Source organism: Campylobacterota bacterium, assembly GCA_020633995.1.
In the GTDB taxonomy this organism is placed as follows: domain Bacteria; phylum Babelota; class Babeliae; order Babelales; family RVW-14; genus JACKCO01.
The window spans coordinates 619152-641420 of the sequence record JACKCO010000003.1 but is presented as its reverse complement, the minus strand read 5'-3'; the positions used below and the strand labels follow the sequence as shown (position 1 = coordinate 641420).

General features: G+C 41.5%; 24 protein-coding genes and 5 tRNA genes. 13 read left to right on the top strand and 16 right to left on the bottom strand.

Going from position 1 to position 22269, the window contains the following annotated elements:
• The 4 genes from H6679_02685 to H6679_02670 form a co-directional block, all read right to left on the bottom strand.
• Positions 1 to 507 carry an AAA family ATPase gene (locus H6679_02685; protein ID MCB9493155.1) on the bottom strand — a complete coding sequence of 169 codons (507 nt, stop codon included), beginning with the start codon at positions 505 to 507 and terminating at the stop codon, positions 1 to 3.
• Positions 504 to 953 (bottom strand): NUDIX domain-containing protein, encoded by a 450-nt coding sequence (locus tag H6679_02680; protein ID MCB9493154.1) that lies wholly within the window; start codon positions 951 to 953, stop codon positions 504 to 506. The genes H6679_02685 and H6679_02680 overlap by 4 nt, the downstream gene beginning before the upstream one ends.
• Before the next feature lie 133 nt (positions 954 to 1086).
• Entirely contained in the window at positions 1087 to 1941 is an 855-nt protein-coding gene (locus tag H6679_02675; protein MCB9493153.1) for a DUF4111 domain-containing protein, read from the bottom strand.
• 80 nt (positions 1942 to 2021) lie between these two features.
• Positions 2022 to 3110, bottom strand: a complete 1089-nt coding sequence (locus H6679_02670; GenBank protein ID MCB9493152.1) for an alpha/beta hydrolase — start codon at positions 3108 to 3110, stop codon at positions 2022 to 2024.
• 342 nt (positions 3111 to 3452) lie between these two features.
• Here H6679_02670 and H6679_02665 point away from each other — a divergent pair, with 342 nt between their 5' ends.
• Positions 3453 to 3971 (top strand): NUDIX domain-containing protein, encoded by a 519-nt coding sequence (locus H6679_02665; protein ID MCB9493151.1) that lies wholly within the window; start codon positions 3453 to 3455, stop codon positions 3969 to 3971.
• 16 nt (positions 3972 to 3987) lie between these two features.
• Here the strand turns inward: H6679_02665 and H6679_02660 are convergent.
• The 3 genes from H6679_02660 to H6679_02650 form a co-directional block, all read right to left on the bottom strand.
• Positions 3988 to 4076 (bottom strand) — tRNA-Ser (locus H6679_02660).
• Between the two features lie 46 nt (positions 4077 to 4122).
• A tRNA-Ser gene (locus H6679_02655) sits at positions 4123 to 4214 on the bottom strand.
• 46 nt (positions 4215 to 4260) lie between these two features.
• Positions 4261 to 4334 (bottom strand) — tRNA-Arg (locus tag H6679_02650).
• A gap of 122 nt (positions 4335 to 4456) precedes the next feature.
• Between H6679_02650 and H6679_02645 the strand changes: the two genes are divergently transcribed.
• Complete coding sequence (locus H6679_02645; protein MCB9493150.1) at positions 4457 to 4744, top strand: DUF167 domain-containing protein; 288 nt, start codon at positions 4457 to 4459, stop codon at positions 4742 to 4744.
• Positions 4744 to 5970 carry a type II secretion system F family protein gene (locus H6679_02640; GenBank protein ID MCB9493149.1) on the top strand — a complete coding sequence of 409 codons (1227 nt, stop codon included), beginning with the start codon at positions 4744 to 4746 and terminating at the stop codon, positions 5968 to 5970. The genes H6679_02645 and H6679_02640 overlap by 1 nt, the downstream gene beginning before the upstream one ends.
• Position 5971: 1 nt before the next feature.
• On the opposite strand, the gene H6679_02635 is transcribed toward H6679_02640, so the two are convergent.
• From H6679_02635 to H6679_02620, 4 genes are read right to left on the bottom strand one after another with little or no spacing between them, the layout of a single operon-like run.
• The gene (locus H6679_02635; protein MCB9493148.1) at positions 5972 to 6733 is read right to left on the bottom strand and encodes a MerR family transcriptional regulator; all 762 of its coding nucleotides are present in this window, start codon (positions 6731 to 6733) and stop codon (positions 5972 to 5974) included.
• Entirely contained in the window at positions 6699 to 7283 is a 585-nt protein-coding gene (locus tag H6679_02630; GenBank protein MCB9493147.1) for a hypothetical protein, read from the bottom strand. The genes H6679_02635 and H6679_02630 overlap by 35 nt, the downstream gene beginning before the upstream one ends.
• Positions 7274 to 8803, bottom strand: a complete 1530-nt coding sequence (locus tag H6679_02625; protein ID MCB9493146.1) for an ATP-grasp domain-containing protein — start codon at positions 8801 to 8803, stop codon at positions 7274 to 7276. The genes H6679_02630 and H6679_02625 overlap by 10 nt, the downstream gene beginning before the upstream one ends.
• Positions 8804 to 8822: 19 nt before the next feature.
• A complete protein-coding gene (locus H6679_02620) occupies positions 8823 to 9338 on the bottom strand; it encodes an NUDIX domain-containing protein (protein ID MCB9493145.1) in 516 nt (171 codons plus the stop codon).
• Between the two features lie 174 nt (positions 9339 to 9512).
• Here H6679_02620 and H6679_02615 point away from each other — a divergent pair, with 174 nt between their 5' ends.
• Entirely contained in the window at positions 9513 to 10265 is a 753-nt protein-coding gene (locus tag H6679_02615; GenBank protein MCB9493144.1) for an ankyrin repeat domain-containing protein, read from the top strand.
• On the opposite strand, the gene H6679_02610 is transcribed toward H6679_02615, so the two are convergent.
• From H6679_02610 to H6679_02600, 3 genes are all read right to left on the bottom strand, one after another.
• Positions 10262 to 11299, bottom strand: coding sequence for a GDP-mannose 4,6-dehydratase (locus tag H6679_02610; protein MCB9493143.1), 1038 nt, complete (start codon positions 11297 to 11299; stop codon positions 10262 to 10264). The two genes, H6679_02615 and H6679_02610, sit on opposite strands and share 4 nt — an antisense overlap.
• Before the next feature lie 24 nt (positions 11300 to 11323).
• Entirely contained in the window at positions 11324 to 11818 is a 495-nt protein-coding gene (locus tag H6679_02605) for a hypothetical protein (protein ID MCB9493142.1), read from the bottom strand.
• Between the two features lie 113 nt (positions 11819 to 11931).
• Positions 11932 to 12390 (bottom strand): rhodanese-like domain-containing protein, encoded by a 459-nt coding sequence (locus tag H6679_02600; GenBank protein ID MCB9493141.1) that lies wholly within the window; start codon positions 12388 to 12390, stop codon positions 11932 to 11934.
• A 78-nt stretch (positions 12391 to 12468) separates the two neighbouring features.
• Between H6679_02600 and H6679_02595 the strand changes: the two genes are divergently transcribed.
• The 5 genes from H6679_02595 (at position 12469) to H6679_02575 (ending at position 18645) form a co-directional block, all read left to right on the top strand.
• A complete protein-coding gene (locus tag H6679_02595; protein MCB9493140.1) occupies positions 12469 to 13656 on the top strand; it encodes a WD40 repeat domain-containing protein in 1188 nt (395 codons plus the stop codon).
• A 39-nt stretch (positions 13657 to 13695) separates the two neighbouring features.
• Entirely contained in the window at positions 13696 to 14997 is a 1302-nt protein-coding gene (sufS, locus tag H6679_02590) for a SufS family cysteine desulfurase (protein MCB9493139.1), read from the top strand.
• Entirely contained in the window at positions 14939 to 15313 is a 375-nt protein-coding gene (locus H6679_02585; GenBank protein ID MCB9493138.1) for an iron-sulfur cluster assembly scaffold protein, read from the top strand. The genes sufS and H6679_02585 overlap by 59 nt, the downstream gene beginning before the upstream one ends.
• 22 nt (positions 15314 to 15335) lie before the next feature.
• Positions 15336 to 16859: a leucyl aminopeptidase gene (locus tag H6679_02580; protein ID MCB9493137.1), complete on the top strand. Its 1524-nt coding sequence runs from the start codon at positions 15336 to 15338 to the stop codon at positions 16857 to 16859.
• 112 nt (positions 16860 to 16971) lie between these two features.
• A complete protein-coding gene (locus H6679_02575; GenBank protein MCB9493136.1) occupies positions 16972 to 18645 on the top strand; it encodes a leucyl aminopeptidase in 1674 nt (557 codons plus the stop codon).
• 185 nt (positions 18646 to 18830) lie between these two features.
• Here H6679_02575 and H6679_02570 read toward each other — a convergent pair whose 3' ends face one another.
• A complete protein-coding gene (locus H6679_02570; protein MCB9493135.1) occupies positions 18831 to 19811 on the bottom strand; it encodes a hypothetical protein in 981 nt (326 codons plus the stop codon).
• 23 nt (positions 19812 to 19834) lie between these two features.
• Complete coding sequence (locus H6679_02565) at positions 19835 to 20596, bottom strand: hypothetical protein (protein MCB9493134.1); 762 nt, start codon at positions 20594 to 20596, stop codon at positions 19835 to 19837.
• Positions 20597 to 20898: 302 nt separating this feature from the next.
• Here H6679_02565 and H6679_02560 point away from each other — a divergent pair.
• From H6679_02560 to H6679_02545, 4 genes are all read left to right on the top strand, one after another.
• A tRNA-Val gene (locus H6679_02560) sits at positions 20899 to 20975 on the top strand.
• A gap of 21 nt (positions 20976 to 20996) precedes the next feature.
• A tRNA-Asn gene (locus H6679_02555) sits at positions 20997 to 21072 on the top strand.
• A gap of 30 nt (positions 21073 to 21102) precedes the next feature.
• A complete protein-coding gene (locus H6679_02550; protein MCB9493133.1) occupies positions 21103 to 21648 on the top strand; it encodes an acetyltransferase in 546 nt (181 codons plus the stop codon).
• A 42-nt stretch (positions 21649 to 21690) separates the two neighbouring features.
• Complete coding sequence (locus H6679_02545; protein ID MCB9493132.1) at positions 21691 to 22182, top strand: cupin domain-containing protein; 492 nt, start codon at positions 21691 to 21693, stop codon at positions 22180 to 22182.
• Positions 22183 to 22269: the final 87 nt, after the last annotated feature.

The following is a 22269-nucleotide window of genomic DNA, read 5'->3' as shown; positions in this document are numbered from 1 at the left end:
TTAAATAGTCACATCCTCAAGCCACTGCTCGGCTAACTTATTTGACGTAAAAACAAGAAGCTTTTTGTTTGGATACTTTTGTGCCAAATTTTGGATGTAACTAGAATCTGGGCGATAACGCTTTCGGTAATTCCAAACATACTTCAAAAACCTAAGGCGAAGCTTCTCTGGACAGTTTTCTGGCTTACAATCTGTTGTACGTCCCGCCCACCAACGCTTAACTACGCGCCACAAACAAACTCGACGGGTAATGTCTAGGCAGATTAATAGATCTGCAGCCTGAAAGCGCAACTCTAGCGAACGCATGCTACACCCCTCAACAATCCACCTGTCTAAGGCTAGAATCTCCTTCTGCCGCTTCACAAAATTCTCTAACCCCACTTCTTGCCAATCATGCTTAAAAAAATACTTATCCAAATGGTAAACCGGAATACTCAACTTTTTTGAAATCTTTGTTGCAAAAGTACTCTTGCCACTACCTGGACAACCAAAAATAGCTATCTTCATGCCTTCATTTTGCTCATAAAATAGTCGTAATCTTTATGCTCTGCCCATACAGGCACATACGTCGCCAACGTCTTTGGCAAAATATTTGCTTCCTTTAATTGATCAAAAGCGACCCATTCAAAGCTTATGTGCTCTTCCTGCGACTGAGGGGTCTGTTGACTCGTAAGATTATCACCTATTACATGGAAAATAAAGTTGATTTCATGCACCAACTGACTATCAACATTCCAGCTATGCTCCATGCACCCTATAAACTTACCGATATGAGCATGAATCCCCATCTCTTCACCCAGCTCACGCGCAAGCGCGGTCATGATTGGCTCGCCGTACTCAACCTTACCCCCAAGTAAATACGTATAACTTGGCTGCTTGTGTGCACGAGTCAAAAGCACATGTCCATTGTCGACAATCAACGCTCGAGCACGTAAAATAATCTGCTCACTCATGGTCTGTCCTCTTTTAAACTTAAAATCATACTGATCGCATAATGAAAAGTACCATTATTGACAACGTCCTGTCACCCACTTTGCAAAAACAAATACTCAAGCCACTGTCACAAAGGCACTAAAAAGCCTACAATCATAAGGCAATCTCAATAATCCTATTAAAATTGTCAGACAACATAATTTCAGCAACCCTATTCTTTGCTTGACCTAACATAAACTCAGCACAGGGTTTCACGAGCGGAAGTACGTCATCCCAACGTTCTTTTTCCTCTCCTTTGCAAATCAATCTTGCCCGTTCAATGACCGGACGATATTTTTGAGGCAGCCGCTCAAGGGCCCAATCTGCAGCTGCTGGTTTGCAACGAATTTGGTCAGTTACCACGGTACTCCAGATTCGAGCAAACGTTAGCAACACATTACGAATATCACCATCAAGCTCCACCATTAAGTTGGGTAATGCATCGGCTATGGCGGCCATAAAATCTTTATACGGCACTTTGCATAGTACTTGGTCTGGCTCAACCCCAGCTAATGTATTGCTGGCTAACAATACTTGCGTAATGAGCAACGCAAGATCTGGCATTTTTTTATCTGGCCATGGCTCCATATTACCGGCCTCAAATTCCTCTCGTAACCACTCGCCATATTGAAAATCAAATCGAGGGGGATAACGCCAGGGATTAACTTCAGCTTTTTCAACTATCGTCATCTCAATAGGTAGCTTCTTACCCTTCATGTATATACCAGAAATCTTAAGCAAAGATTGCACAAGCATAACTTTTTCTTCATGAGTTGTAGCTCTATTGCAGACAATAAATAAATCAATGTCACTATACTTTTCAAGACCACCTACTATGGATGATCCGTATAGATATACTCCTAGTAAATCTTGCCCTAAAATCTGCTTGATTGTACCAAGAGATTCATGTACTTGTTCAGTTATCCTTGCTTCAGACTTTACATTGATAAAATCGATTTCTTTTTTCATGTCCTAAGCTCCTAACTTCAAGCGCTATCAAAACAATGGAGAGAGGTTTCCCTCCCTCCGTATCAAAGTACTTTATGGTCCTAACAAAAACGATCTGTAATCCAATCAGCAATAGTATCGAGCGCTAACGGAGCCATGGTCTCCTTAAGCGTTGCATACTCTGCCATTGAACCTATCTGACATGTCTGAAACATATGATTAAGATTTGGCAGCTCGGAAATAGTACAATCACTATTTCCACCTTTAGCAAAGCTTTCCCTGAGCGTGGGCAACACGAGGTGCGATGATATGATAGCATCACGACTCCCATTAATGGCCAACACTGGTACCGAAATGCTTTCAAACATTTCAGCAGGCTTACATGTCAGGAAATAGCGATACCAAGCCCCATTGAATACCTTGATCATGGCCTTAGCGTTTTTCTCACTAATCACAAACATAATCTTTTCAGATTCTTTTTGCTGCTGCTGAGATAGATTCTTCCAATATCTTTCAAATATTGCATTGAGCTTTTCCTCAGCAAGGTCTGCATTAGACTCTTCTAAAACAACAGTCAACATTTGCCTACGAACCTCTTTGTCATGGGCAATAAGCTCATCTGTCGCCCCGTCAAGGTGCAGCCTGTACGCAGCTTGCTCAAGCATATAGTCAATATCAGTCTTACAAACACCTGCAAGTAATATCAAAAATGCCAGATCACTACGCTCTGCGGTAACCATGGACGCTATCATGCCCCCTTCGCTATGACCAGCAAGCCCTATTTTGCTTGCGTCCACTTCAGGTCGTGTTTTAAGGTAATCAATACTTGCGCACACATCATCTGCAAAATCACGACTCGTTGCACCTTGGTACTGCCCCATTGACATACCTGCCCCGCGTTTATCAAAACGCAAAACAGCAACTCCCCGTTTTGTCAGATGGTCAGCTAGCACAAGAAACGGCTTATGCCCCATCATCTCTGCATTTCTGTTTTGCGGTCCATACCCAGCAACCAATATGACTACAGGAAAGGGACCGTCACCTTGAGGTAGCGTTAATGTTCCCGCAAGCGTTATCCCTGCTTTTTTATTTTCGTATCTTATGTCATGTTCATGGTACGAAAACGGCCTTTGGAGCTCTTGTGGAAATGATTTTTTTTCAACGTCTTGTCTTACGTTCGAATTACTCATTGTATTTATTCTTTCATTATGAGCTAAACAAATAGTTACATTCATACCCATAGCAATGGATATCCAATATATCGCTGTACAGCGAAAATACGGCATGTCATGTACCTTCTTATTTTATATGCAACACAAAGCTGCATAGTTAAAACGAAACTATGTAAAAAAATATAAGAAAAAAGATGAAGCAGTATAAAAGCTTATACTACCCCTAATTTAGCTGATGTATACTGAAACTTTCATGCGCACCACTTACTTTCGTTGTTGTAATGGGGCCTATTTATTGTAGAATAAAAACTATCTTTTGAACCTATCATAAAAAGTAAGCAATGTAAAAGGGGAAATCACATGTTAGCTACAAGAAAAAGTATCAAGGTGCTTCTACTCAATAACAAAAACGAGCTCCTCATGCTTTACACAGACGATCCAAAAACTACTGCTTCTGACGGAACCTACCATGGCCCTTTTTGGCAAATGATAGGTGGCAGCCTAGAAGCTGACGAAACCCTTGAGGATGCGGCTTTACGTGAAATTTATGAAGAAACGGGAATTCCCGCAACTGAGATTACACTTGGCCCTATTGTCTGGATTGGTGAATTTGAGCTTGTACTTTCAGGTACTCACACACTACTTAAACAGCAATTCATCGTAGCACACACAACAAAACAAAATGTTAATCTTGAAAATTTAACTGATGCTGAAAAAATGGTCATTAAAAAAATTGCGTGGCTTTCATTAGAGCAAATGGCCAAGTGTAAATATATCATCTATCCCATAGGAATAACCGAATACTTACCGAACATCTTAGCTGGTAAGTACCCCAAAGAGCCCATCCCCATCAATCTGGCACGCAAACCAAATTCGTAAAATAATTTTTAAAAAATGGAGAGGGTGGGATTCGAACCCACGAGCCCGGTCACCCGGACTGACGGTTTTCAAGACCGTTGCTTTCAACCACTCAGCCACCTCTCCGGTAAGCTTTGAAGACAGGATTTTGCTTTGCTTGCAACTAAACAAGTGGTGGAGAGAGAGGGATTCGAACCCTCGATCCGGGTCACCCCAGATACCCGCTTAGCAGGCGAGCGCTTTCGACCACTCAGCCATCTCTCCACGACAAAACAAAAATCATGCAAAAGATCCTATTTGAAAAATAATATGTGCCCAAGAGGAGTCGAACCTCTAACCTTCAGATCCGTAGTCTGATGCTCTATCCAATTGAGCTATGGGCACAATATTTTATTTAAAAAGCCAATTAAAACTGGCTTTTCTGATTACTTGCAAGATATTATAAAACATAATAATCGAGTTGTCTTGTTTTTTCTGCATATTTTTTATAAAAAATGAGCACATTTATGAGCATTTCATTAGAAATTAAAGTCGTACCACAATCAGGCAAACAAGCGATAATAAGCGACAAGTCGGGCATAATCAAATGTTTTGTCAAAAGCGCCCCTACTGATGGCAAAGCAAACAAAGAGCTGATAAAGTTTCTAGCCAAACAACTTAAGATCAGTCAAAGCGATGTATCAATAACCCATGGACTCACGTCACGCAAGAAAGTTCTGTCTATTAACACGGATCTTTCGTATGAGCAAGCACTGGCAAAACTGGGCCTTGAGCAACAAATGCGGATAGAATAATGCAAACATACCGATGGAAAGGCATGACCACCGCCGGCAAAACAGTTAAAGGAACAGCACAGGCGCTCTCAGAGCAAGAACTACAAGCAGATCTCCTTTCTCGTCATATTGCCCTTCTCTCCTGTAAGCAGACAGGTTCACAAAGATACTCCCTGTTAACTAAACCGCTTATTTATCGGCCCATTACAACGTATGATCTATTTTTGTGGTGCAATCATCTTGCCCAGCTCATTGGCAACGGCCTACCACTCCTCAATGCGCTGGTTTTATACACAAGTCATGCCAATCACCCAAAACTCAAAGATATTACTCAAATCATTATTGTAAACATAAAAGAAGGTGAAAAACTTGCGCAAAGCATGCAACAATTTCCCAAGGTCTTTAATCCGTTCATCACCCGTATGATCGATGTTGGAGAACAAACGGGCAAACTCCCCGAAATACTAACACTTCTGAGTACGTACTTAGACCAAAAACTTGCGCGGGAACAGGCACTCAAAAAGGCCCTGTTCCTCCCTATGCTCACCCTTGTTTTTTGTATGCTCTTACTACTTGCACTGTTTATCTTCATTATCCCACAGTTTGAACACTTACTCTTATCAATGCGTAATTCACTGCCATTTAGTACCCGTGTTATTTTTTCTTTAAGTACATTTTTACGAACGACTTACGGTAGCCTAGTGGCATTTGCCCTGCTTCTAAGTCCAGCCCTTTTCAGTCTTATCGGCCATCTTAAACCTCTTGCTCTCTACAAAGACTGGATCACCATAAAACTGCCCGGCGTTAAATCAATTCTGGTTGCGGCAAACCTTTCTCGCTTTTTACACGCACTTCTACTCAGCCTTACTGCTGGCATTCCGCTCTGCCCGGGACTCAAACTTGCAAGCAACGTAACAAACAATGTCTACATCAAAACTGTTCTTGCCTCTATCGTACATGAACTAGAGCAAGGATCCAGCCTTTCTCTAGCACTTGAACATAATGGCTCATTGTTCTTTTCAAAAAAATTGATCGCTCTATTTTGGGCTGGTGAACAGTCGGGACAACTACAAAATGCTGTCAGGAGCGCTCACGATTTGGTAACTCAAGAGCTTGAACAAAAAGTACATACACTCACAACCACAATTCAGCCACTTCTACTCGTTTTAGTTGGACTGATTATTGCGTTTGTTATGGTTGCGGTCTATATGCCTATTTTCAATGCAGCAATGATTATTCAGCCCTAATCTACTGCAAAAGCTGCTTGAGCTTAATAAGGTGTTGTTTAAGATCACGTAGCTGACTGCGCGTATGATTATCAAAATTGAGTGCAGTATCTCTTGCTCGATTCAACGACTCTGATTCAGCCTGCTCAACATCTGAAGTTCTGTCCACAATGGCTGCGTTAACAACACAATAGCCGGTCTCAACATCCTCCGCATCATCTTCCTGATAATGACGTTCTACCACATCATCGTCGTTCTCTTGCTCATTGCTTTCTTGATCATGTTCAAGAATTGGCCCAGCACGAAAAGGCGCTGCTTGCTCTGATTCGTCTTTGGCTAGACATTCGCTGGATTGTTCAGCTTGTCGCGTTGGCTCAACAGACGCAACAAGGTCTTGGTCCATTGATTGCTGAGTGGAAGCAGTTTCCACTGATTCCTCAGTTGATTGAGCCGTTTCTTGTTCAACATGAGCAGCCTCTACCGGCTCTTGAACGTGATGGGTTAACTCTAAATCAGTTGTTGTTTGTGTAGCTGGCGTTACACTACTTGTAGAAGTCTGCAACACTTCCTTTTTTACATCGGCAATACTTTTACCATATTTACAGATAAGCTCTTTGATACGTGCAAAAACTTCCAACTTATCCTGAGCTGTCATGTCGGTACGCGGTCTACACCGTCCTGAAAGTACCCCAAACTCTTTTTCCCACTCTCTGATAAGAAATTTTTTGACTCCAAGCTGTCGTGCAACATCACCTACTTTGAGATGTTTCTTTGATCCCTTCATACTTTGCATCTCCATCACCCTCTCTCTTACAATCAAACTCAACTAAACGCTGACCTGATCGTACTACATTCCCCTCACTGATCAAAATAGTTTTGACAAATCCATCCACTTGTGCACAGATTTCATTTTCCATTTTCATTGATTCTATAACAACCAATGGCTGGCTCTTACTAACATATTTCCCTGCTTGGGTAAGAATACGAATAACTTTTCCCGTAACAGGGCTGACAAGTTCAACATCGTTAATTACCGTTTTCTGAGCCCCATGCATCGTCATTTTTTTTGACCTCACGTTAACCTGCTCAACAACGTGCATGTTTCCATTAACACTCACATCAATCGATTCTTTTCTGTTAACGTTTTCACAGGGAATAAAAATAACATACTGCTGACCGTTGGCTCGTACAACAGCTCTGCCAGTAACGACATCATAAGCAATGAGCTCAACCTGATATTTCTTGTCGTTATGCTCGACAGCTACCATGTCATTAACTTGCACAACGCTAACTGGAGCTGATTTACCGTTAACAAAAAACTTTTTCAACCCCATGTTTGTCTCCTCCACCCATATGCACATACTCGCTGGTCGCCACCACCACTCACTTGCTTTTTTTCTTTTGATTGAACGAGTAAAACAACACAAGCAGCAAGTATTTCTTCCAGTTCATTGTGATCGGTAGTATTTAAACGCTGTAGTACATCAGGGTCTTCTAGCCAACGAGTATGAAAGTCACCGCGAACAAATTCATGTGAGCCAAGAACATTACGCAAGAATACACAATTTGTTTTAACACCAAGCAAGATACATTGCTGCAATACATGTGCCATCTTGCTCTGAGCATGCTCTCGACTAGTCCCGCTCACAGTAAGCTTTGCAATCATCGGATCAAAAAACTGCGATACTTCAAAACCTGCAAATACATCAGCGTCTATGCGCACATCTGGTCCACCTGGCATACTGACGACATTGACCATGCCTGTTGATGGCATAAATTTTTGAGCCGCATCTTCTGCATACACACGACATTCAATTGCATGTCCTTGTCGCACCACAGTGGTTGCCCACACAGGTAATTTTTTAAACGCTGCAAGCTCAAGCTGCAAGGCAACCAGGTCAACTCCCGTGGTCATTTCTGTAACCGAATGCTCAACCTGCAGACGTGTATTCATTTCAAGAAAATAAAACTGACCATCAGGACATACCATGAACTCGACTGTTCCAATACTATCGTAACCAACAGCAACAGCCAGTCGACATGCGGCCTTGTACATTCTTTCCAAAACACTTTGCGCTACAAACCGACATGGAGCTTCTTCAATAATTTTTTGGTGCCGACGTTGAATTGAACATTCACGCTCATAAAAATGCTGCACCTCAGCCCCGTCTCCTGCAACTTGCACTTCAACGTGCCGTGCTACCGGAACATAGCGCTCAATAACAATCGATTGAGCCTTTGTCGTACGCTGTACCTGCCCACACAGCGCTTGCCAGGCCTTATCAAAATCTTGCATCTGCATAACACAACGCATTCCCTTGCCGCCACCTCCTAACGGATCCTTGAGCAATAATGGAAAACCGATTTCCTGGGCAACTAAACGCGCTTGCTGATTGGCGTCAGCATCTGTTACGGAGACCGCCTTGCCCGGCACAAGTGGAATATTAAGCTGCAGCGCAAATTTGCGTGCGCGTGCCTTGTCTCCCATCAACTCAATAACTTCTGGTCGTGGCCCAATCCACACAAGCCCGGCATCAACAACTTTTTGAGCAAAAATGGCATTTTCCGACAGAAAGCCATAGCCTGGGTGGAGCCCATCAGCACCAGCACGTAATGCAATTTCGATAATTTCTTCATGGGCCATGTAGGCCAACGCACCCTGCCCTGAAAGTTGGTAAGCTTGATTTGCACTAGTCACAAATTTACAGTACTGATCGCTTTGCTCATACACCGCAACTGTTTTAACACCCAACATCGCACATGTATGCTGGATACGAAGCGCTATCTCGCCACGATTGGCAATGAGAACTTTTGTGATTTTATGTTTTTGATCTTTGAAAAAACTATGCTGCATGACCGTTCCCGCTGTTAGATCAAATTTTATACACTATTTTTATGAGATGCAGCAAGTCACTTTTTGCCCCGTCACCACGAGCAACACGATCAATAACCTCATAAGGCGTTAGCCAAAAATGCTCCGTAAATTCCTCAGAAGGGTAAGAAATTTCAAAACCGGTTGGAACAAGCATTTCATAGACGTGCATGAATGATGAAACCGGGTTATTGACTGGGCTTAGCTTGACAACCGAACGAATATGTTTGTTTTTCCAACTGTCACCAATTTCTTCCTGAAGCTCACGCTTACAAGCTTGGTCGTAAGTCTCGCCTGCTTGCACGCATCCACCAACCCCAACATCTAGACACCCTGGGTAAAAACGTTTTGTTTTTGCCCGACGAGGAATCCACAACTTTCCCTGCTGGTTTATGATAAATACGTTAATGGCACGAATATACTTAAGTCCATCAAGCATAGCTTGATTACGACAGACTTGTTTGACCACACAATCATTTTGGTCGACTAGGTCAACCCATTCAATCCCATCCTGCACACAAAACCCTTTTATAATAGACTTTTTACACCAACCCAATCCATTGACTCTGACAGTTTACTAAAAAATGAAGGCTTACCCAAGTGGCATTGCTTGCAAAATTCTACTTGTAAACGGTTGAAACATAGAGTACTTTGGTTGTCCAAAATTCTAAATTAGGAACATATTATGACCATGAAAAAATACATATTTACTATTTTTATTATCAATGCTTGCGCTGCTTCGCTTTTTTCACTCGAACAAATTAGGAGAAATTACAGCTACCCCAAAACTAAACTTTCAAAAGACTACAGAACTATAATAAAAAAATATGGGGGTGTTTATTTTGAGAGTGACAGCCCCGAGAAAACAATTTCTACAACTAGAAAAAAAGAAATTCAACTTATAAAAACTGTCTCTGGTGACGTTTCAAGCGCCGAAAAACTCTTCGATGCAATTTTTAACAACGATTACACACACGCAAAACACATTTTAGAGAATACTCAATCTCCTCAAATCGTAGTAAACGTACAAGATCACAAGGGAAAAACTCCATTATATTGCGCTGTTTTATACGCAGATGAAGAAATGATTGACCTTCTTTTACATCATGGCGCAGACGTTACCATAGAGCTTAAAAAATCAGATGCTCCATCTGTCTTACATGCAGCCTGTCAATGGCAACCATGGACAGTTGTACTGAAACTAATTAACAGGCATCCAACATTTAAGGAAAATATCAACTACCAGCCAACAATCCTTAGTAAAACCCTACTTTATACCGCATGCGAATCTCAAAACACCGATGTCGTAAGAAGTCTGCTTGCGATGGGCGCAAACAAAGAAGCAGCACTCACAAGGTTTGATCTGGACAGCAACATTTTTACGATTAGCATAGATGACTTACCTGTCTGTGAAGAAATTCAAGACCTTCTCAACAAATACTAAGTCCTAGCAGTCTTGCTTGTAAATTCCTGTGTCCTTTTAATCTGCAGACTATTTACATTGGCAGAGCTTTGCAAACTGCAGTCATGCTCAAACATCTCCTTGAGCAGCTTTTTCCAATCGTACTCAGGCTGCCAACCAATGCTACGTATTTTTGACGAATCACCGAGTAAAAACGGTACATCACTTGGCCGCATAAACTCTGGGTTCATGCGATAGACATCATCGTAGGCAAGGCCTGCAAGCTGACAAACATACTCAAGCATTTGCCTGATAGTTGCACCATCGCCCGTTGCTACAACATAGTCATCAGCTTTGTCTTGCATCAACATCAAATATTGTGCCTTTACATAATCTTTTGCATGCCCCTCATCACGAAATGCATCCATGTTACCCATAGGTAGATATTGCTGCTTACCTGCGACAATTTGTGCAACTCCGTGAGTAATTTTGCGCGTTGCAAAATCATACCCTCGTCGCGGGCTACTGTGATTAAACAAAATTCCCGAACAAGCAAACAAACCATATGCTTGACGATAATTTTTAACCGCATGATGAGCGGCAACTTTTGCTACTGCATAAGGCGAGCAAGGATTAAGTGGGTGCTGCTCTGTATACCCATGTTTGGGACAATCAATACCCCCAAACATTTCACTGGTACTTGCTTGATAATATCGTGTTTTTGGCGAGACACGACGAATGATATCAAGCTGTGCAATAACCGCCTCAGCATCTACGCGAAACGTTTCTATAGGAACTTTGAAAGAGTAACCTACATGACTTTGTGCTGCAAGATTGAAAAAAAACTCTGGCTTAGTGTCGCTGATCAATTCAGTCAATGAGCTATACTCGAGAATATCGCTTTCAACAAGTTTGAAATTTTGGTGATTTTTTAGATGTGCAACATTTTCATCCTCACCATGAGCAATGCAACGGCGATAGACGCCATACACTTCATACCCTTGCCCAAGCAAAAACTCAGCCAGGTACGACCCATCTTGCCCAAACACTCCAGTAACGATCGCTCGTGTTGCCATACGTTCTCCTTTCTCCGTAGTTTTTTAATCTTTTTGATTAATTAACCCTGTAGCTAAGACGCCATATTCCTGCTCAAAAAGTTCACCATGGACCTCTCGTTTCTTGCCTGCTGATAATTGCTCAAAAAGCTTTTTTGCAAATCCCTGATAACGCCTCTCTTCACTTTTAATAATAAGTAACGCGCACGTTTTCGAGTCAAGACAAACAAACAACTCAGCAGCTTCACGAAACCGTTCATGAAGATTTAGAGCCCATAACAAGGCTATTTGAATAACATGCCTATCTCTACGAGGACTCATTTTGATAAAAAAATTAGTATCACATTTTAATAATTCGTCACCAGCAGATAACAAACTAGGAATAATTTTTTCAAACTCTGTAACATTTGACAACCGCAATGCATTCCCTATTGCCCCCAAACTATCATTTTCCAAAGGCTCTGCTGCAAAAACATTGGCAGCTGTTGATACTGTAAACAGCGTAATAAAACTAATAAAAAGAAATATCTTTTTTGCCATAATACCTCTACGTCTAATTCAAAATACAAGTATGTGGCCAAGTCTACCAAGAGCTCACCAATAAAAAAAGCCCCCGAAAATGGGGGCTTTTTAATCGACGCTAGTTTTTTTCCCTACTTTTTGAGATAATCCTTTGCAGCAGGCCCCTCATGGGAAAAGCCTTTCGCCAGCCACTCTTTCATGCCGCCCTCATAAGCACGCACATTAGTAAAGCCCATTTCAACAAGCTTTTTATAGGCATCACGACTTGCACTACATTGATATGACGCGCAGTAAACAACCAGCGGGGTATTTTCGCTGTATTCGTTGAGTAATTCATCAAGATTATCAAGTGATTTATTAATTGAACCAGTTATATGAGCATCATTAAAATACTCCTTAGCCAAAACATTAATAACGACCAAATTTGGATTATTGGCCATTTCGTCTTTTAACGCTTCTGCTTTAACCTCACGAATGCCTAAATGATTTTGCGCTACCATTCCATCTCCTTTCATTCTCTTTTTTGCCTCAACATAACTACTGGTGAGTAAAAAGCCTGCAAATAAAAAAAGATATCCAACATTTTTCATGAACTTACTCCTCTTAAAAAATAATTGTTGGTACAATTTCGTAAGGTATAAAGTGTCCAAACAAAAAACAAGGTTCTAATGAAAAAATATTTACCAGTCTTTCTCTCCATCATATCTATCTTGTCACCAAACTTCATACAAGCAAGCGAAAAATCCTATTGTTTTGAATATGGTTTTTTTCAGACCCCACGTGGCGATCACAGGGCAATTTGTGACCATGGAACCATCACTATCTACAGAAAGAATGCAAAAGGCGAATATCTTCGTGACGAGCTTCAGATTGAAAACAAAAACTTCAAACAGTTTGCTTTTAATTATAATGGAGACTCATTTCTTTTAGTATTCGATACTCATATCGAATATTACTACACAGGATGTGGAAAAACAATCATACAAGATGTAAAACGTGTAAAATCTAAATACAGTTTTGGCAAAGAAAAAAGCTGCAACAAGCTCGGACAAGATCAGTTAATACATTATGTTGCGCCTCATCCATTACACAATGGTTTAGCAAAATATTACTCACACAACGATGAAAATAAGATAGCAATTTACAACAAAGACGATGAACAAACACATGACTTCTCAGCCCCCTTTTCCAACAGCGAACTCGTTACAATGCTTTTCAGCCCCTGCGGCAACTTTCTGATTGTTCAAACACGCAGCGAAACCGAAAACTGTATTTATATTTTCAACTTAGAAAAAAACGAACATGAATGCTTAAGCTTTACCAAGCCTATAAAACTCATAGGCTTCAATCCAAACAGTTCACTGCTTGCTGTACAACATGGCACTAACGTCTCCATGATTGCTCTTGAAAACGGTGAACTCCGCCCTACAAAAAAGAACATCTCATGCTTTGCCTTTGCCCCCAACGGCCAGTTTGCCGCATACACAACACCAGACGATCCACACATTATTTATGTTTATGATAGGACTGGCGAGCACATAGCCAGCTTTAGTAGTTGGAAAAAATGCAGATTTACTGATCTTTTTTTCTCAACATCTGGAAAATCATTAATCGCTATAACAAGCTACCACTGCAATAAATTCAATCAAGAATACTTTGATGTACACTTTTTTGACTTTGAAAAAAAAGAACAAGTTGATATATCTGATAAAATATCGCAGGATTCTTTGCATCTACTGGCTAACCCCTATAATGCAGGCTGCCTCTCCATGATGAAAATAAATTTTCAGTTGATGTTATTTCTTAATGGACCACCAAGCAGCGCTTACAAAAACAGTGATAATCGTTTATACTAGGTAAAAATCTATATCCCATATCAAAAAATAAATTACAGTATGGACTTTAAAAAAGTAAAAAACGATTTCCCATTACTTGCAAATAACCCTGCACTCAGCTACCTGGATAGTGGCGCAACAAGCCAAAAGCCTGAAGTAGTTATTGATGCTATCTCAAACTACTATAAAGAGGCTAATGCAAACGTACATCGTGCAATCTATCCCCTAGGCGAGCGTGCCACAATGCTGTATGAACAAACACGTGAAAAAGTAGCAAAATTTATCAATGCTGCCAGCTCATGTGAAGTTGTCTTTACCAAGGGTACGACAGAAAGTATCAACTTTGTAGCGCACAGCTGGGCACTGGATCATCTCAAAGCAGGTGATGAGATCGTTTTAACCAAAACAGAGCACCATGCAAATCTGCTTCCATGGCAACTAGTGGCAAAGCAAACTGGCGCTAAGCTCGTGTTTGTCCCACTCAACACACAAACGTTTGAATGTGATGACGCACAATCTGTCATTACAAGTAAAACCAGATTGATTACAGTAACCCAGAGCTCAAATGTTATCGGTGACATCTGGCAGGATGGCCAACTTGAAGCTGTCATTAAAAAAGCTCACGCCGTTGGTGCACGAGTACTGGTTGATGCAGCACAAACACCTGCGCATGCAAGACTTGACGTACAAAAGCTTGGTGCAGATTTTGTTGTTTTTTCGCCGCATAAAATGTTTGGTCCAACTGGGGTTGGTGTTCTTTACATCAAGCAAGCACTGCATGATGACGTTCGGCCCTACCAGGTTGGTGGTTCGATGATTTTTTCTGCGACCTTCAATGATGCCACCTGGGCACAAGCACCACAAAAATTTGAAGCGGGCACCCCGCCTATTGCAAGCGTTATTGGCCTTGGCGCTGCCATTGACTACATCGAAAAAAATATAGATTTTGACGAACTAAAAAAGCATGAAGCTGGACTATGTGCTCAACTGATTGACGGACTTGAAAAACTTGATGGCGTTCATATAGCTGGCAACAAGAACAAACTACGCTCATCAGGCCACTTGGTCAGTTTTTGGGTTGAAGACGCACACGCACATGACGTAGCAACATTTCTAGGCATGCACGGCGTTGCGCTACGCGCCGGACATCATTGCGCACAGCCTCTGGCAAACCTACTGGGCGTTCAGTCACTGCTACGAGCAAGCCTTTGCGCCTACAATAACTCAGAAGATATTAAAAAATTGCTCATAGGACTTGAGCAAACACTGACAAGCATTAGGTCACTTTCAAATAAAAAAAGCCATGAACAATCTGTATCAAGAAGAACTGATAGAACATTTCAAGTATCCCAGCAACAATAAAGTGGTTGATCAACCTGACTTTATGTGTGCACAATTCAATCCATCATGCGGCGATAAAGTCAGCATTATGGGAAAACTGGACGGACACACTATTTCAGACATCGGCTTTCAAGGCTCGGGATGTGTTATCAGTCAGGCAGCTGCATCTATGCTGACAGAAGAATGTCTTGGCAACAGCGTTGATCACGCAAAAAATCTCAATCAGACAACAATCAAAACTATGGTTGGACTTGATCTAGGACCAACTCGCCTCAAGTGCGCCCTGCTGTGCCTTCATGCACTTCATGATGCGCTAAAAAATATCGAGAAAAAATAACACACAACAGAAAGGTTTTTCTATGTTGAACGTTGCTTTAAGCCAAAAAAAATTTTGGGACAACGACGTTGAGGGTTATATTTTGCTGCTTGATGACAAGCTAAGCTCTCTGACACCCGAGGCAAATCTTGAACATATTGAACAGAATTACTACACCCGACTAAAAGATATTTTAAAAAAGCATCAATTCGAAGGGAAAAAAGGCCAGTCTTTTGTTTTAACCGAAAGTAAAAATGACAAGCTCATTCAGTTCATTTTTATTGGAGTTGGTAGCCTACCTGACAGCTGGGACCGCAACCTGGAAATCTTACGCCGCGCAATCGGCTCAGGCATTGGCCAGCTTAAAAGACTTTCCATTCAAAACGCTGTTGTTGCCCTACCAGCAGTAGACAAGTTTAATGTCAACGATACTGAGCTACTCAAACAACTCGTCATCACTGCTTATATGGCCGACTATGAATTTATTACTTTTAAAACAGGCAAAAAAGGCAAAGAATGGAACGGCAAACTTTTTATCGCCGTTGACAGTGCAATTGAGCAGGAACATTTTATTCCGCGCCTTACACACGGCCAAACCATTGGGCAAGCTATGAATATGGCACGTCACTGGGCTGACCTACCAGCAAACATTCTCACCCCAACCGAGCTTGCCAAACAAGCACAAGAGCTGGCTGACAAACATGGACTTAAGGCGACCATATTTGGCCAAGAACGAGCACAAGAGCTTGGCATGGGAGCATTTCTTTCTGTAGACCGAGGCTCTGAGCAGGAAGGCAAATTTATTGTTCTTGAATACCATACTGATAAAAAAGATGCCCCGACCATTGCTTTGTGCGGAAAGGGCGTCATGTTTGACACCGGGGGCATTAGCCTGAAGCCATCAAACTACATGACCGGCATGAAATACGATATGTCTGGAGCTGCTGCGGTACTGGCAACCATGAGTATTTTGTCTGTGTTTAAGCCTAAAGTTAATGTCGTTGGTATTACCCCGCTGGTTGAAAACATGCCGGGCGGAAATGCCTCACGTCAAGACGATGTCGTTACCGCACTTAACGGTAAAACCATCGAGATTCAAAACACCGACGCGGAAGGTCGACTTATTTTAGCCGACGCACTCTGCTATGCTGAAAAATTTTATTCTCCAGAAATTATCATCGATATCGCAACACTAACCGGCGCCTGCGTCCATGCACTTGGACACTTTTACTCGGGCATCATGGGCAACGATGAAGCATTGAGCAAAAAACTTGTCGAAGCCGGCACCTTGACTGGTGATCGAGTTTGGCCACTACCATTTGATGAAGACTACAAAAAATCTAATGATTCTGACGTTGCCGACGTCAACAATTCAGGCTCACGAGCATACCTTGCAGGTACCATCATTGGCGCATGCTTTTTAAGCGAGTTTGTTGATAAAGCAAAATGGGCACACATTGACATAGCAGGAACATCAAACGACGTACCAGCTGTAAATTACCTAGGAAAGGGTGCAACGGGTGCAGGCATCAGACTTTTAACCGAATTTGTGATGAGCTACAAATAACACCTCAGTACATCACAGCATTTTCTCGTTGACGATTCACCAGCCTTCTTTATGCTGAAACACAAAGTATAAGGAAGGCTGGTTTTTTATTTTAAAAAAAAAGGAGAAAATCGTGAAACAGATGACCTTAGCTCGTGCATTGTGTTGTATCATGGCGTTGTTTGTAAGTCTTACGTCGGCAACCGCAAAAACAAAACAATCATTGCGTAAGCATCGAATAGATGGCGAACAAAAACGTTGCCCCGATGTTGCCATCTATAACAGCAATGTAGCCGTTAAACTCAGTCCACAAAGCCTATGGCAGACTCAAGCAAATGTTCATGTCGTTTTTGTCAACCACGAGTTAGTACCACTCAATACAGCACAAGCCTTGGAAAACATTGAAGAAAGCATGCAAGAGCAAATTATAACCATACTCAAACGAGTTCATTTTGAGGGTAAAGTAGGCCAAACCTACCTTTATACACCAACAGATGAAGGCCGCTCTCACTGTCTGTTCGTCGGGCTGGGCGAACTCCACCACACAGGAGAGCGTAACCTTGAGCTATTCAGACGAGCAATTGGCCATGCGGTGAAAGAAGCAAAAAAATTACAAGCAAATAATGTCGCTCTAGCACTACCCGATGCAAGTTTTTTTGATATCAATACGCAAAACTTAATACATCATGCAACATGTGCTTATCACTTGGCATACTATTCATTTGACACATTTAAATCAAACAATGAAGACGCAAAAAATAACCCATGTGTGGTTTGGCTGACAGGCCTTGAAAAAACTGACGAAAACAACACAGCAGTCGAATTTGGCAATATACTGGGAAATGCAACTAATATGGCACGTCATTGGGGAGATCTACCCGCAAATATTTTAACTCCATCAGAATTTGCTACAGAAGCAAAAAGACTTGCAGAAAAATATGATTTTAGCTGCACTATCCTGGAGGAAGAAGATGCAGAGGAACTAAAAATGGGCGGTTTCCTCGCGGTTACCAGCGGCTCACAACAAGATGGAAAATTTGTTATTCTTGAGTACGATTCTGGCCTTGAAAACGCACCAACTATTGCCCTGTGCGGCAAGGGTGTAACCTTTGATACTGGTGGCGTTAGCTTGAAACCAGCCACCGGCATGACAGACATGAAGTATGACATGTGTGGCGCTGCTGCAGTTATCGCAACCATGAGCGTAATTGCTCAACTAAAACCAGCCGTCAATGTTGTTGGAATCACCCCCATGGTTGAGAACATGCCTGATGGCAATGCAGCTCGTCAAGACGATATTATCAGAGCGATGAATGGTAAAAGTATCGAAGTTAAAAATACCGATGCTGAAGGTCGCCTTATTTTGTCTGATGCACTTTGCTATGCTGAAAGCTTTTATCAGCCAGATGTTATTATCGATATAGCAACCCTAACTGGAGCTTGCAAACATGCTCTGGGACACTTTTATGCTGGCCTTGTGAGTAATGACAAAAATCTTACCAATCAACTTGTTACCAGTGGACAACGTAGTGGTGATAGAGTTTGGCAAATGCCATTTGACGAAGACTACAAGCAAGCAAATAAATCATCCGTTGCTGACGTCGCCAACACACCTTCAAATACTTATCTTGCGGGCTGCATCTCTGGTGGTTGTTTTTTAAGTGAATTTATCCGCGACACTAAGTGGGCACACATTGATACCTCTGGCACAGCAAAAAGGGTTCCAGGGATCAACTACCTCGGTGAAGGTGGTACCGGTGCAGGCGTACGTCTGCTCACAGACTTTATTATGAATTATAAGATATAACCTCTTAAAAATAATAACCACCTATAACACTCACACCATTTTAAGAGAGTCCCCCAACCCTACTTGTTCTAGTGGGCATCATTGGCTACCAATGACAATTATGAGTATGCATAAGGTCCAAGAACGAAAGCAAGCAAGAAATAAAAAATAGGCGATAGTGCTTATCTATCGCCTATTTTTTATTTTCACGCTAACGTGATTTTTTCAACAAAGTCACTAAATTCGTAGTTAATAAATTGGTCAATAACGTTTTTATAAAATGGCGTGTTACTAAGATGCTCCACATGCTCATGCGGCGTCACTAAAACAGCCTTTTGGCTAAGATTTACAGCGGACTGCCAAATGCGTTTGAAATGATCAAGCGGGACCAGACTGTCACCAGATCCATGAATAAAAAGTGTTGGAACACCCTGAATGTAGGGAATATGCCGTTCGACACCAACTTTAGGAACAAACAAACTTGCAAAGCCAAGAAATGGCGTCGCAAAAATGCTTGATTTTTTATAGATGCTTTTCATAAAGCCACGCAGCGACAACCAGGTACTGTCAAGAATGAGCTTGTCAAATAAACGCCCCCCAGCCTCTTGTGCTTTTTGCTCGGCCATAATAAAGGCGGTTGCACTATAACATTTTCCTAAGCCAATGACCTGTTGATACTCTTTTTTCGATTTTGCATAGTTTACGACGGCCTCAACTTCCTGAACTGGATGATACACAAGCTTATTAAGTGGATGAAAAATTGTTGAAAGCTTCATGTAGTACTTCTTAAGCTTTGCCCAACGGTAGTCAAACAACAAAATATCATACTCGGGGTTAAATTTTTGGGCATAAACTTGCATATGCTCTTTTTTATTGTTGTAGCCCGGACCTATAATTAAAATTTTATCTTTGCCGTTATCACAATATTCAACATTGATACGAACTTTTTTGCTAACACGGACGATATCATGCGCATAAACAGGTTCTTGCTTTAAAACCTTAGAGTCAGACAATGCGACATGCTCGTATGAAGTCATGTTAAGCGGCTTTACTTGCTCAAAGTCTGATGAAATTAGAAAGTAAGCAGTATCTGGGTTAAAACACCAGTCCGCCACACTTGTACACAGGCAAACAAAGGAAAACACAAAAAGTGAAAGTATAAGCTTTCTTGCACTAACCCCCATCATACATTAAATCCTTTCTAAAAATTTTATGCCGCAGGTACTACGCTTGCCTCCCTTTCTGCAAGCCTTGTATACATCATTTTAAAAGCTTGAGGCTCAGGCGTCTGATCTATAAACGCCTTAATTTGTTCTGCAGCTTGCTCAGGCGTTAACTCAGTGTTATCAACTTCAAAATCATAAATCGCATTTTCATGAACTGTCTGGTAGTGTGTACGTGCATGTCCCCGCGGTGAGATGCCACGATCAGCCTCTCGCTTTTCAATCACTGCAATGTCGGCTTTTACCGCTACAAAGTAAACAGTGCAGTCATGTAGTTCACGTACTAAGTCATCAAGCCAGGCATGTTCGTAGGCTATGTAATCAACGATGACACTATTACCTCGTCGTACATAAGCAGCGATAGCACTATTCATGCCTAAAATAATTTTCCTACCCTTAGGACCAAAATCGACATAGAAAAGCGGATTGCCCTCTTCGTCCATCGATGGTCTTCCCCAAATGACCTCTTTATTCTTTTTAGCTATTGTTGTGATATACCGCTTAGGCAATAACTCAACAAAACACTTGTCTATTCCCATGGCCAAAAACGGATCGTCCGTAAATGTTTCTTGCAAAACCCGTTGTATGCTTGACTTACCAACCGCAGAGGAACCGTTTAGAATTATAACAATCCCATTATTTTTTTCTGTTAATTGCTGCTGTTCCGGCCTGTTTTCTGCACTTACTTGGCTAGCCAATAATGTTCCGTAAACCAAAAGATATAATGTCAAAGCTTGAGCAAAGTTCATAACCATCTCCTTACCCACTAGGTAGCTCCTATTCGATACTTTTACCACCTGTAGATATAATAAAAGAAGACCTTGTTTTGCAACCTTTCAAGCCCTAATATTCTAACAAAAATATTTACACATGGCAAATGAGTAGATATATACAAATAGAAATCAATATTAACTGTAAAATCAAAAGAAAGGCACTCTAAATCTAGCAAAAAATACTTTGACAGGAGCCCAAAATTCGATTAGTATTACCTGTATATTTTGAAATAAATGCTTTTAAAGCTTGTTCTGAGCAAAGCATGCATCAAATACACGGGCGAATAGCTCAGTTGGCTAGAGCACCTGCCTTACAAGCAGGGGGTCACAGGTTCGAGTCCTGTTTCGCCCACCATCTTTAGAATAAAATTTGTGTTCCTCGGTAGCTCAGTTGGTAGAGCAAACGACTGTTAATCGTTGGGTCGCAGGTTCGAGTCCTGCCCGGGGAGCCACTCTTATAAGTCTTTAATTCAGGACTTTTAGTGCAGGAAAATACGTCGAAATCACAGGTTTCTAACTTTAATTTCACGTCTATCACCGAAGGCAACATTCAATCACTGCTGCCATTACTTCAATCATGGTTTACTCAGCCCCACGTAAGCAAATGGTGGCCAGTTCCAAAGGAAGCAGAAAGTTTTTTAGATTCATTTATTACACGGATCAGATCAGGCACCAAACCGTATCTTGTTGTATATAGTAACGTACCAATTGGCTATATCCAATCATATATCGCTAACACAACCGACTCATGGCTACCAACAGAATATCAACATTCATTTGGCATTGACCAATTTATTGGCGAACCTGATTATTTATATAAAGGTTTTGGAGCTTTGTTCATCAAGGCTTTTGTGCAAAAACTTCTCACCGACCACACAATCAACCATGTTATTGTTGATCCTGATGCAAGTAATGCTCCTGCTATCAAGTGCTACACAAAGGCCTGCTTCAAACCAGTAGGAGAATTTACCGCTCCATGGGGGCAGACACTACTTATGGTTTTAAAGCGAGCTGACTGCAATCTTTAAACAACAGAATATCATTCGTAATTTTAGAAGGAGAAAGACTAGATGTTAACAATACAAACAGTAGCTCAAGCATGGCAAGAGTACCTAAAGACCATTCAAAACTGGCAGGATCTGACTACTAATATCACTCCACTACAAGACACCTGTGGCATTATCTACGAGATACCAAATCCAATAAATCGACCGAATGAAAGCTTTGCCATTGTTGATATGAGCACCATAGCCCTGGCCCCGCCACACTACCACACCGGTGGAGAATATGAGATCTACATTGTCTTACAAGGTAACGGAACTTTGGTTGTTGGCAGCCAAGAACACCAAATAGAAAAAGGCTCTGTTGTTATCACACCTCCTGAAACCACACACTACACCTTGCCAAAAAACAATCTCGTTTTAGCAGTCATCAATACTCCACCATTCAATCCGCGTAATATGGTTTATGTTAATCACACCAACCCCACCGTTAAATTTGATAAAACCCAATATTATCGCCTCATTGGAAGTCATAACCACACAAAACAACACGCCGTGTAAAACATACCTCTCTTGTTCACATGGATACTATTGACTTAACCTGCTGACAAAAATTACCTTCAGGTCAAGTATCGCGCCAAACCATCT

What these genes read in the sequence shown, in the direction of transcription:
- H6679_02685 (MCB9493155.1), bottom strand. Translation starts at nt 507, where the DNA reads ATGAAGATAGCTATTTTTGGTTGTCCAGGTAGTGGCAAGAGTACTTTT.
- H6679_02680 (MCB9493154.1), bottom strand. Translation starts at nt 953, where the DNA reads ATGAGTGAGCAGATTATTTTACGTGCTCGAGCGTTGATTGTCGACAAT.
- H6679_02675 (MCB9493153.1), bottom strand. Translation starts at nt 1,941, where the DNA reads ATGAAAAAAGAAATCGATTTTATCAATGTAAAGTCTGAAGCAAGGATA.
- H6679_02670 (MCB9493152.1), bottom strand. Translation starts at nt 3,110, where the DNA reads ATGAGTAATTCGAACGTAAGACAAGACGTTGAAAAAAAATCATTTCCA.
- H6679_02665 (MCB9493151.1), top strand. Translation starts at nt 3,453, where the DNA reads ATGTTAGCTACAAGAAAAAGTATCAAGGTGCTTCTACTCAATAACAAA.
- H6679_02645 (MCB9493150.1), top strand. Translation starts at nt 4,457, where the DNA reads ATGAGCATTTCATTAGAAATTAAAGTCGTACCACAATCAGGCAAACAA.
- H6679_02640 (MCB9493149.1), top strand. Translation starts at nt 4,744, where the DNA reads ATGCAAACATACCGATGGAAAGGCATGACCACCGCCGGCAAAACAGTT.
- H6679_02635 (MCB9493148.1), bottom strand. Translation starts at nt 6,733, where the DNA reads ATGAAGGGATCAAAGAAACATCTCAAAGTAGGTGATGTTGCACGACAG.
- H6679_02630 (MCB9493147.1), bottom strand. Translation starts at nt 7,283, where the DNA reads ATGGGGTTGAAAAAGTTTTTTGTTAACGGTAAATCAGCTCCAGTTAGC.
- H6679_02625 (MCB9493146.1), bottom strand. Translation starts at nt 8,803, where the DNA reads ATGCAGCATAGTTTTTTCAAAGATCAAAAACATAAAATCACAAAAGTT.
- H6679_02615 (MCB9493144.1), top strand. Translation starts at nt 9,513, where the DNA reads ATGAAAAAATACATATTTACTATTTTTATTATCAATGCTTGCGCTGCT.
- H6679_02610 (MCB9493143.1), bottom strand. Translation starts at nt 11,299, where the DNA reads ATGGCAACACGAGCGATCGTTACTGGAGTGTTTGGGCAAGATGGGTCG.
- H6679_02605 (MCB9493142.1), bottom strand. Translation starts at nt 11,818, where the DNA reads ATGGCAAAAAAGATATTTCTTTTTATTAGTTTTATTACGCTGTTTACA.
- H6679_02600 (MCB9493141.1), bottom strand. Translation starts at nt 12,390, where the DNA reads ATGAAAAATGTTGGATATCTTTTTTTATTTGCAGGCTTTTTACTCACC.
- H6679_02595 (MCB9493140.1), top strand. Translation starts at nt 12,469, where the DNA reads ATGAAAAAATATTTACCAGTCTTTCTCTCCATCATATCTATCTTGTCA.
- sufS (MCB9493139.1), top strand. Translation starts at nt 13,696, where the DNA reads ATGGACTTTAAAAAAGTAAAAAACGATTTCCCATTACTTGCAAATAAC.
- H6679_02585 (MCB9493138.1), top strand. Translation starts at nt 14,939, where the DNA reads ATGAACAATCTGTATCAAGAAGAACTGATAGAACATTTCAAGTATCCC.
- H6679_02580 (MCB9493137.1), top strand. Translation starts at nt 15,336, where the DNA reads ATGTTGAACGTTGCTTTAAGCCAAAAAAAATTTTGGGACAACGACGTT.
- H6679_02570 (MCB9493135.1), bottom strand. Translation starts at nt 19,811, where the DNA reads ATGATGGGGGTTAGTGCAAGAAAGCTTATACTTTCACTTTTTGTGTTT.
- H6679_02565 (MCB9493134.1), bottom strand. Translation starts at nt 20,596, where the DNA reads ATGAACTTTGCTCAAGCTTTGACATTATATCTTTTGGTTTACGGAACA.
- H6679_02545 (MCB9493132.1), top strand. Translation starts at nt 21,691, where the DNA reads ATGTTAACAATACAAACAGTAGCTCAAGCATGGCAAGAGTACCTAAAG.